This is a genomic window from Kitasatospora sp. NPDC097691, assembly GCF_040302665.1.
In the GTDB taxonomy this organism is placed as follows: Bacteria; Actinomycetota; Actinomycetes; order Streptomycetales; family Streptomycetaceae; genus Kitasatospora.
Map to the genome: position 1 here is coordinate 74,031 of NZ_JBEORY010000021.1, position 9,683 is coordinate 83,713.

9 protein-coding genes are annotated in these 9,683 nt (G+C 71.1%); 4 read left to right on the forward strand and 5 right to left on the reverse strand.

The annotated features are described in order from the left end of the window. Positions 1-111: 111 nt before the first annotated feature. A complete protein-coding gene (locus tag ABTY56_RS17410; protein ID WP_350629666.1) occupies positions 112-1,494 on the reverse strand; it encodes a glycine--tRNA ligase in 1,383 nt (460 codons plus the stop codon). Positions 1,495-1,685: 191 nt separating this feature from the next. Between ABTY56_RS17410 and ABTY56_RS17415 the strand changes: the two genes are divergently transcribed. From ABTY56_RS17415 to ABTY56_RS17430, 4 genes are read left to right on the forward strand one after another with little or no spacing between them, the layout of a single operon-like run. Continuing rightward, positions 1,686-2,723, forward strand: a complete 1,038-nt coding sequence (locus tag ABTY56_RS17415) for a metal ABC transporter substrate-binding protein (RefSeq protein WP_350629667.1) — start codon at positions 1,686-1,688, stop codon at positions 2,721-2,723. 14 nt (positions 2,724-2,737) lie between these two features. Then, positions 2,738-3,502: a metal ABC transporter ATP-binding protein gene (locus ABTY56_RS17420; protein WP_350523919.1), complete on the forward strand. Its 765-nt coding sequence runs from the start codon at positions 2,738-2,740 to the stop codon at positions 3,500-3,502. Continuing rightward, on the forward strand, positions 3,499-4,431 hold the full coding sequence (locus ABTY56_RS17425) for a metal ABC transporter permease (RefSeq protein WP_350629668.1): 933 nt from the start codon (positions 3,499-3,501) through the stop codon (positions 4,429-4,431). Before ABTY56_RS17420 ends, ABTY56_RS17425 begins: the two co-directional genes overlap by 4 nt. Positions 4,432-4,466: 35 nt before the next feature. Next, complete coding sequence (locus ABTY56_RS17430; protein ID WP_350629669.1) at positions 4,467-4,877, forward strand: Fur family transcriptional regulator; 411 nt, start codon at positions 4,467-4,469, stop codon at positions 4,875-4,877. Positions 4,878-5,031: 154 nt separating this feature from the next. Here ABTY56_RS17430 and ABTY56_RS17435 read toward each other — a convergent pair whose 3' ends face one another. The 4 genes from ABTY56_RS17435 to leuA all read right to left on the reverse strand — a co-directional run bounded on the left by ABTY56_RS17435 (position 5,032) and on the right by leuA (position 9,621). Further along, entirely contained in the window at positions 5,032-5,865 is an 834-nt protein-coding gene (locus tag ABTY56_RS17435) for an isoprenyl transferase (RefSeq protein WP_350629670.1), read from the reverse strand. A gap of 4 nt (positions 5,866-5,869) precedes the next feature. Continuing rightward, positions 5,870-6,616, reverse strand: a complete 747-nt coding sequence (recO, locus tag ABTY56_RS17440; RefSeq protein WP_350629671.1) for a DNA repair protein RecO — start codon at positions 6,614-6,616, stop codon at positions 5,870-5,872. 305 nt (positions 6,617-6,921) lie between these two features. Continuing rightward, entirely contained in the window at positions 6,922-7,587 is a 666-nt protein-coding gene (locus ABTY56_RS17445) for a TerB family tellurite resistance protein (RefSeq protein ID WP_350629672.1), read from the reverse strand. Between the two features lie 237 nt (positions 7,588-7,824). Further along, positions 7,825-9,621, reverse strand: coding sequence for a 2-isopropylmalate synthase (gene leuA / locus ABTY56_RS17450; RefSeq protein ID WP_350629673.1), 1,797 nt, complete (start codon positions 9,619-9,621; stop codon positions 7,825-7,827). Positions 9,622-9,683 lie beyond the last annotated feature (62 nt).

The following is a 9,683-nucleotide window of genomic DNA, read 5'->3' on the forward strand; positions in this document are numbered from 1 at the left end:
GGCCGCTCCGCCGGAACCGCCCGAACCGCCGACAACGCCCCCGCACACGGCAAGGAGCCCCCGTCCGCCCCGACAGGGCGGACGGGGGCTCCCCGCACGATGGGCCCGGCTCTAGCAGCCGATCAGGCGCGCACCGAGGTACGCCTTGACCTGGTCCAGCGAGACGCGCTCCTGCGACATGGTGTCGCGGTCGCGGACGGTCACCGCATTGTCCTCGAGGGTGTCGAAGTCGACCGTGACGCAGAACGGCGTGCCGATCTCGTCCTGGCGGCGGTAGCGCTTGCCGATCGCGCCGGCGTCGTCGAACTCGACGTTCCAGGCGGTGCGCAGGTCGGCGGCCAGGCCGCGGGCCTTCGGGGAGAGGTCGGCGTTGCGCGACAGCGGCAGGACGGCGACCTTGACCGGGGCCAGGCGCGGGTCGAGCCGCATGCCGACGCGCTTCTCCATGACGCCCTTGGCGTTCGGCGCCTCGTCCTCGAAGTAGGCGTCGATCAGGAAGGCCAGCATGGCGCGGTTGAGGCCGGCCGCCGGCTCGATGACGTACGGGAAGTAGCGCTCGCCGGACTCCTGGTCGAAGTACTTCAGGTCCTGGCCGGACGCCTCGCTGTGCACCCGCAGGTCGTAGTCGGTGCGGTTGGCGACGCCCTCGAGCTCGGAGAACTCGGAGCCGCCGAAGTTGAAGCGGTACTCGATGTCCACCGTGCGCTTGGCGTAGTGGGACAGCTTCTCCTTCGGGTGCTCGAAGAAGCGCATGTTCTCGGTGCGCAGGCCGAGGTCGACGTACCAGTCCCAGCGCTGCTGCAGCCAGTACTCGTGCCACTGCTCGTCCTCGCCCGGCTTGACGAAGAACTCCATCTCCATCTGCTCGAACTCGCGGGTCCGGAAGATGAAGTTGCCAGGGGTGATCTCGTTGCGGAAGCTCTTGCCGGTCTGGGCGATGCCGAACGGCGGCTTCTTGCGCGAAGTGGTCTGGACGGCCTTGAAGTTGGTGAAGATGCCCTGGGCGGTCTCGGGGCGCAGGAACGCCAGGCCGCTGGCCTCCTCGGTGACACCGAGGTGGGTCTTCAGCATGCCCGAGAAGTCCTTGGGCTCGGTGAACTGGCCCTTGGTGCCGCAGTCGGGGCAGTTGACGTCCTTGAGGCCGTTCGGCGGCGGGAAGCCGTGCTTGGCCTCGTACTTCTCCTCCAGGTGGTCGGCCCGGTGGCGCTTGTGGCAGGAGAGGCACTCGGTCAGCGGGTCGTTGAAGGTGGCGACGTGGCCGGAGGCCTCCCACACCTCGCGGGCGAGGATCACCGAGGAGTCGAGGCCGACGACGTCCTCGCGGGCCTGGACCATCGCGCGCCACCACTGGCGCTTGATGTTCTCCTTGAGCTCGACACCCAGCGGCCCGTAGTCCCAGGCGGCACGAGTGCCGCCGTAGATCTCGCTGCAGGGGTAGACGAAGCCACGGCGCTTGCTCAGGCTGACGATCGTGTCGATCTTGTCGGCGGCCACAGTGCTCTCTTCAGTACGTACGGCACGGTCAGGGCACGGCTGGTTGCGCGTACCCGAATACCTCAGGTTACCGGCCATATGGGTACGTGATTCAAATCGGTATCGTCCGGCCGCCCCCACTCTTCGTCACCTGCCGTTCACCCGTCCGAGTGAGTTGACAATCATTTCCATATGAGATGAGAATGATTGTCATGATGATCGGACTGCTTCGTCGACGGGCCCGCCGTTCCATAGCCATCGCCGCCACCGCACTCACCGCCTCCCTCGCCCTCACCGCCTGCGGAGGCAGCAGCAGCGCCGACAGCGGAAACGGCAAGCTGAAGGTCGTCGCCTCCTTCTACCCGATGGAGTTCCTCGCCCGGCAGATCGGCAAGGAGCACGTCGCGGTCACCGATCTCACCGCCGCCGGCGTCGAGCCGCACGACCTGGAACTCACCGCCAAGCAGGTCGGCACCGTCCAGAAGGCCGACGCGATCCTCTACCTCAAGGGCCTGCAGCCCACCGTCGACCAGGCCGTCGCGCAGTCGTCCAGCAAGCACAAGATCGACGCCACCGCCGCCAGCCCGCTGGTCGACCACCACCTCGACGAGGGCGCGGACGAGCCCGGCGGCGGCCACAAGCACGAGGGCCCGGCCGGCGACCCGCACATCTGGCTCGACCCGACCCGCTACGCGGCGATCGCCAGGAGCGTCGGCGACGAGTTCGCCAAGGTCGACCCGACCCACGCCGAGGACTACCGCAAGAACACCGACGAGCTGGTCACCGAGCTCACCGCGCTCGACCAGGAGTTCCGGGACGGGCTGAAGTCCACCGGGACCAGGACCTTCGTCACCAGCCACGCCGCCTTCGGCTACCTCGCCGACCACTACGGCCTCACCCAGGTCGCCATCAACGGCGTCGACCCGGAGTCCGAGCCCACACCGGCCCGCCTCGCCGCCGTGCAGAAGGCCGCCAAGGACAACGGCGTCACCACGATCTTCTTCGAGACCCTGGTCAGCCCCAAGCTCGCCGACACCGTCGCCAAGGACCTCGGCCTCAAGACCGCCGTCCTGGACCCGCTGGAAGGCGTCAAGGACCCCTCCAAGGACGACTACCTCACCGTCATGAAGCAGAACCTGGCCAACCTCCGGACCGCCCTCGGCACCCCGGCCGGCCAGACCGCCCCCACCGCGACGCCCACCCCCGACGCCGCCACCCCCGACGCCACCACCCCTGCCGCCACCAGCTGACGGGACGGAACACCATGACCCACCCGATACCCCAGGCCGTCCGCCTCCGTGACGCCGTCGCCTCGCGCGGCGGCCGGCCGGTGCTGCGCGGCGTCGACCTCACCGTCCGGCCCGGCGAGGTCGTCGCCCTGCTGGGCGCCAACGGCTCCGGCAAGTCGACCACCGTCAAGACCGTGATCGGCTCCGTCCCGCTGGAGCGCGGCACCCTGGAGCTGTTCGGCACCCCGCACGGCTCCTTCCGCGCCTGGCACCGCATCGGGTACGTCCCGCAGCGCACCACCGCCGCCTCCGGCGTCCCGGCCACCGTGCGCGAGGTGGTCTCCACCGGGCGGCTGCCGCAGCACCGCCTGCTGCCGTTCCGCCGCAAGGACCGCGAGGCGGTGGACCGCGCGCTGGCCGCCGTCGGCATGCTGGAGCGGGCCGGGGACGGCGTGGCCGACCTCTCCGGCGGCCAGCAGCAGCGGGTGCTGATCGCCCGCGCCCTGGTCGGCTCCCCCGACCTGCTGATCATGGACGAGCCGATGGCCGGGGTGGACGCCGCCAGCCAGCAGGTGCTCGCCGACACCCTGCGCGCCGAGGTCGGCCGCGGCGCCGCCGTCCTCCTCGTGCTGCACGAACTCGGGCCGCTGGAGCCGCTGATCGACCGCGCCGTCGTCCTGCGGGACGGCTGCGTCGCGCACGACGGCCCGCCCGTGCCCAACACCGGCCTGCACGCGCTGCCCGGCCACGACCACGTCCACCCGCACGCCGACCTGACCCCGCCGAGGCTGCTCGCATGACCGAGATGCTGTCCTACGACTTCATGCAGCGCGCCCTGCTCGCCGCCGTCCTGGTCGGGATCACCGCCCCCGCCGTCGGCATCTACCTGGTGCAGCGCCGCCAGGCCCTGATGGGCGACGGCATGGGCCACGTCGCGATGACCGGCGTCGGCCTCGGATTCATCTTCCAGACCAGCCCGGTCTGGATGGCCGTCCTGGTCTGCGTCCTCGGCGCCGTCACCATGGAACTCGTCCGCTCCCGCGGCAACCAGCGCGGCGACATCGCCCTCGCCATGCTCTTCTACGGCGGCATGGCCTGCGGCAAGCTGCTCGTCTCGCTCTCCGCCGAGGCCGGCGCCGGCTCACTGGAGAGCTACCTGTGGGGCTCGATCCTCACCGTCGCCCCCGCCGACCTGGCCGCCATCGCGGTGCTCGGCGCGGTGGTCATCGCGGTCACCGTCGGCCTGCGCCGCCAGCTGTTCGCGATCTGCCAGGACGAGGACTTCGCCCGGGTCACCGGCCTGCCCGTGCGCACCCTCAACCTGCTGCTGGCCGTGATGGCCGCGGTCACCGTCACCGTCGCCATGCGGGTGGTCGGACTGCTGCTGGTCAGCGCCCTGATGGTGGTCCCGGTGGTCGCCGCCCAGCAGCTCACCCGCTCCTTCGCCGCCACCCAGGCCGCCTCGATCGCGCTCGGCGTGGTGGTCTCGCTGGCCGGGGTCACCGGCTCCTACCACCTCGACGTGCCCTCCGGACCGGCCATCGTGCTGCTCGCCATCGCGGTCTTCGCGGTGTTCAGCGCGCTCGCCGCGCCGCTCGCCCGGCGCCGCCACCGCGGCGACACCGAGCACGGGCCGAAGGTCTGCGACGTCCGACTGCCCGCCCGGACACCGGAACGGACTTCCCCCGACACGACCACCCCGGAGGGGCGGGCGGGGCTGGCACAATGATGTGCGAGACGCCCACGACCCCAGGAGGACCCACGGTGACCACCGCAGGCCCGTCGCCGCGCGCCCGATCGACCCGGCAGCGTGCCGCCGTCTCGGCAGCCCTGGACGAGATCGCGGATTTCCGCAGCGCGCAGGAGCTCCACGACCTGCTCAAGCACCGCGGGGACTCCGTCGGTCTGACCACGGTCTACCGCACCCTGCAATCGCTCGCCGACGCCGGTGAGGTGGACGTGCTGCGCACCGCCGACGGCGAGGCCGTCTACCGCCGGTGCAGCAGCGGGCACCACCACCACCTGGTCTGCCGGCACTGCGGCGCCACCGTCGAGGTGGAGGGCCCCGCGGTGGAGCGCTGGGCCAACTCGGTCGCCGTCGAGCACGGCTTCAGCGACATCGCGCACACGCTGGAGATCTTCGGCACCTGCGCGGAGTGCGCCAAGAAGGCCTGAGCGAAGGCCCGGGCAGGTCGGCCTGCCGCGGACACGACGGAAAGGACCCACCGGGATCAGCCCGGTGGGTCCTTTCCGTCGTGCGCGAACCCCGCCACCGCGAACCCCGTCGCCCGCGAACGCCGTCGCCCGCGAGCCCCGCGGACGGCGGCCGTCAGCGCTGGGACGGCCGCGGCGCGGGCAGCTCGTTCGGGATCGCCCCGCCGAAGCGCCGGTCGCGCATCGCGTACTGCTCGCAGGCGCGCCACAGGTCACGGCGGTCGAAGTCCGGCCAGAGCACGTCCTGGAACACGAGCTCGGCGTAAGCCGACTGCCAGAGCAGGAAGTTGGAGGTGCGCTGCTCGCCGCTGGGACGCAGGAAGAGGTCCACGTCCGGCATGTCCGGGTGGTACATGTACTTGGAGAGGGTCTTCTCGTTGACCTTCTTCGGGTCCAGCTTGCCGGCCGCGACGTCACGCGCGATCGCCTGCGCCGCGTCCGCCAGTTCGGCCCGGCCGCCGTAGTTGACGCACATGTAGAGCGTCACGGCGTCGTTGCCCTTGGTCTGCTCCTCGGCGACCTGCAGTTCCTGGACGACGCTCTTCCACAGCTTGGGCATCCGGCCGGCCCAGCGGATCCGCACGCCCATCTTGTCCATCTCGTCGCGGCGGCGGGCGATGACGTCCCGGTTGAAGTTCATCAGGAACTTCACCTCGTCGGGCGAGCGCTTCCAGTTCTCGGTGGAGAAGGCGTACAGCGAGATGTTCTTGACCCCGAGCTCGATGGCGCCCGCGAGGACGTCCAGCACGACGGACTCGCCGACCTTGTGGCCCTCGGTGCGGGGCAGTCCGCGCTCCTTGGCCCAACGGCCGTTGCCGTCCATCACGATGGCGACGTGCTCGGGCACCAGCTCGCCGGGGATCTTCGGGGGCTGTGCACCGGTGGCGTGCGGGGTCGGGGGCTCGTACGCCCGCTGCTTGCCGCCGCCGAAGAGCCGTCGCGCTGCCATGTGCTCACTTCTCCACGTATCTCATCGAGCGGATGCCCCGCTCCAGGTGCCACTGCAGATAGGCCGCGACCAGGCCGCTGCCCTCCCGCCAGTACCGCGGCTCGCAGGCGTCGGCCGTCTGCCAGTCCCCTGACAGCAGCGCCCCGAGCAGTACCAGTGTCTCAGGGGAGGGTACGGCACATCCGGGCACTCGGCAGTCCGCGCAGAGCACCCCGCCCGCCGGGAGCGAGAAGAAACGGTTCGGCCCCTCCAGGCCGCACTTGGCGCAGTCCGTGAAGCTCGCGCCGTACCCGTTCACCGCGAGCGAGCGCAGCAGGAAGGCGTCCAGCACCAGGTGCGACTCGTGGAGCCCCGCCGCCAGCGTGCGCAGCCCGCCCACCAGCAGCAGGTACTGCTGGACGGCGGGCTCGCCCTCGTTCTCGGCGAAGCGCTCGGCCGTCTCCAGCATCGCGGTGCCGGCGGTGTAGCGGCCGTAGTCCGTGACGATCGAGCCGCCGTACGGCGCGATGGTCTCCACCTGGGTGCAGAGCGGCAACCCGCGGCCGACCAGCTCACTCCCCCGGCTGAAGAACTGCACGTCCACGTGCGAGAACGGCTCCAGACGGGCACCGAACTTGGACTTCGTCTTCCGCACCCCGCGCGCCACCGCCCGCACCTTGCCGTGCTGGCGGGTCAGCAGGGTGATGATCCGATCGGCCTCGCCGAGCTTCTGCGCCCGCAACACGACGCCGTCGTCCCGGAAAAGACTCATGCCGACCATTCTCCCCCAGCCGCGGACAACGCCGGACAGCCGTGTTGCCCGCACCGGGGCCGTGGGGGAGGACCACTTCGGTGCGGGTCACGGCGGGCCCGGAGGGGGTCGGGCCCGTTTGTGGGGGATTCCGGAGATGGTCAACGGGTGGTCTGCGGGCGGTTCACGGGATGACGACGGGGGGTGACGACGGGGGGTGACGACGGGACTCCGGCCGGGCTCGCGTCCGGGCCGATCACGGGTGGCCGCGTGCCGGACGTCGACTGCGGGTACGGGCGCCCGGGCCGGCCGCGCGCCCGGAGCGACTACTTGTACGGCGCCCGGGTCGCCGCCTCCAGCAGCGCCCCGACCCGCGCCTGCGCCAGGTCCAGGCAACGCCCGACCGCGGCCAGCGCCTCGCGCTCCTGCGGCAGGTAGCGCCCGTCGGCCAGGGCGATCGCCGCGCCCTGCAGCAGCAGCCGCTCGCGGCCCTGGTGGGCGAGGTGCGGGGTGAGCGGTTCGAGCACGGCGTGCAGTTCCACGGCCAGGCCGCCGGACATCCCGTGGGCGTCGTAGAGCTCGCCGCCGAGCCCCGAGAGCGCGGCGAGCGCGGCCAGCACCTGGGCCTCGCCGCAGTCCTCGAACCCGGCTTCGCGCACCGCCGTGCAGGCCGCCTCGCGGGCCGCCCGGTGGGCGGTGCCGCCGGCCGCGAGCAGGGCCAGCGCGACGGTGTACTGGGCGTCCCGCAGCATCGCGCCGAGGCGCACGCAGGTCGGCTGCTCCAGGCTCTCGACGCCGTACCGGCCGTGGCAGCTGGTGCACTGCACGCTGCCGATCACCGGTCCGAGCGGGAGCACCGGGGTGCCGAGCAACCGCAGCCACCGCCGGCCGTGCTGTCGGCGGTAGTTGCGGTCCCCGCCGCAGCCCGGGCAGAAGAAGTCACCGAGAACGTCAGTCCGCCACCGCGGGCGAACACCCCACAACCTTGTCACGGCGCCACTCCCCAGACATGGCAGGCGGCCTGCTCGACGATGGGCAGGTCACGCGACCGGACACCGAGCCGTCCCACCGACCCGGCTTTCCGGTGGATCGATGTTGCCATGGTTACCGGCACGTGTCAGTACCTCGAACGGCTTCCGATCCCAAAAAATGTGGCGCAGGCCACAACGGGCCGCGCACACGGCGAAGGGCCGCCCCGGGGACGGCCCTTCGCACACCACCCGTACGAATTACCCGCGCTGCGAGCGGTTGACGGCGCTGATCATGGCCTTCAGCGAGGCCAGCACCGTGTTGCCGTCGATGCCCACGCCCCACAGCACCTTGCCGTCCACCGCGCACTCGACGTACGCGGCGGCCTGCGCGTCGCCGCCCTCGCTCAGCGCGTGCTCGGCGTAGTCCAGGACGCGTACGTCGAAGCCGATCCGGGCCAGCGCGTCGGCGAAGGCCGACACCGGGCCGTTGCCGGTACCGCTCAGCGCCACCGGCGCGCCGTCCACCAGCGCCTCGGCGGTCAGCGCGTCCCGGCCGTCCTCGGTGGTCAGGGTACGCGAACCGCTCAGCGACAGCCGGCCCCACGGGTTGCCCGGGGTCGGCAGGTACTCGTCCTCGAAGACCCGCCAGATCTCCGCCGGGGTGACCTCGCCGCCCTCGGCGTCGGTCTTGGCCTGGATGATCCGGGAGAACTCGATCTGCATCCGGCGCGGCAGGTCCAGCTTGTGGTCGTTCTTCAGGACGTACGCCACACCGCCCTTGCCGGACTGGCTGTTGACCCGGATGACCGCCTCGTAGGTGCGGCCGACGTCCTTCGGGTCGATCGGCAGGTACGGCACGCCCCAGGTGTGCTCCTCCACCGGCACGCCCGCCGCCTTCGCGTCCGCCTCCAGGGCGTCGAAGCCCTTCTTGATGGCGTCCTGGTGCGAGCCCGAGAAGGAGGTGTACACCAGGTCGCCGGCGTACGGGTGGCGCGGGTGCACCTCCATCTGGTTGCAGTACTCGGCGGTGCGGCGCACCTCGTCGATGTCGGAGAAGTCGATCTGCGGGTCGATGCCCTGCGAGAACAGGTTCATCCCCAGCGTCACCAGGTCGACGTTGCCGGTCCGCTCGCCCTGCCCGAACAGGCAGCCCTCGATGCGGTCGGCACCCGCCATGTAGGCCAGCTCGGCGGAGGCGACGGCGGTGCCGCGGTCGTTGTGCGGGTGCACCGACAGGCAGACGAACTCCCGGCGTGACAGGTTGCGCGACATCCACTCGAACTGGTCGGCCTGGACGTTCGGGGTGGCCCGCTCGATGGTGGCCGGCAGGTTCAGGATGATCTCGCGGCCCTCGCCCGGCTGCCAGACGTCCATGACCGCCTCGCAGACCTCCAGCGCGAAGTCCAGCTCGGTGTCGACGAAGATCTCCGGCGAGTACTGGAAGCCGAAGACGGTGTCCTCGCCCAGCAGCTTCTCCGCGTACTCCATCACCAGCCGGGTGCCGTCGGTGGCGATCGCCTTGGTGGCCGCCTTGTCGTTGCGGAACACCACCCGGCGGAACAGCGGCGCGGTCGCGTTGTACAGGTGGACGGTCGCGCGCGGCGCACCGACCAGCGACTCGACGGTCTTCTCGATCAGCTCCTCGCGGGCCTGCGTCAGCACCGAGATGGTGACGTCCTCCGGGATCGCCCCCTCCTCGATCAGCGACCGTACGAAGGCGTGGTCGGTGGCACCGGAGGAGGGGAAGCCGACCTCGATCTCCTTGTAGCCCATCGCGACCAGCAGGTCGAACATCTTGCGCTTGCGGGCCGGGGACATCGGGTCGATCAGCGCCTGGTTGCCGTCCCGCAGGTCGGTCGAGAGCCAGCGCGGCGCCTTGGTGATCACGGCATCCGGCCAGGTGCGGTCCGGCAGGTCCACGGTGCCGAACGGCAGGTAGCGCCCGTACCGCATGCCGGACGGCTGCTGGCGCACCGAGGCGGCGGTGATCGGGGTGGGCCGGTCGACGAAGGCGCGAGCGGCAGGGATGGACGCGGCGGAGGTCTGCTCGGTCATGGAGGTGACTCTCGGCTTCCTGTGGATGCGTGGTGCGGGCGGGTCGGGAGGGATCAACACCG

Excerpts from the sequence above, each read along its gene's own strand:
- ABTY56_RS17435 (WP_350629670.1), bottom strand. The coding sequence starts at position 5,865 with ATGGCAGCGCGACGGCTCTTCGGCGGCGGCAAGCAGCGGGCGTACGAG.
- ABTY56_RS17420 (WP_350523919.1), top strand. The coding sequence starts at position 2,738 with ATGACCCACCCGATACCCCAGGCCGTCCGCCTCCGTGACGCCGTCGCC.
- recO (WP_350629671.1), bottom strand. The coding sequence starts at position 6,616 with ATGAGTCTTTTCCGGGACGACGGCGTCGTGTTGCGGGCGCAGAAGCTC.
- ABTY56_RS17425 (WP_350629668.1), top strand. The coding sequence starts at position 3,499 with ATGACCGAGATGCTGTCCTACGACTTCATGCAGCGCGCCCTGCTCGCC.
- leuA (WP_350629673.1), bottom strand. The coding sequence starts at position 9,621 with ATGACCGAGCAGACCTCCGCCGCGTCCATCCCTGCCGCTCGCGCCTTC.
- ABTY56_RS17415 (WP_350629667.1), top strand. The coding sequence starts at position 1,686 with ATGATGATCGGACTGCTTCGTCGACGGGCCCGCCGTTCCATAGCCATC.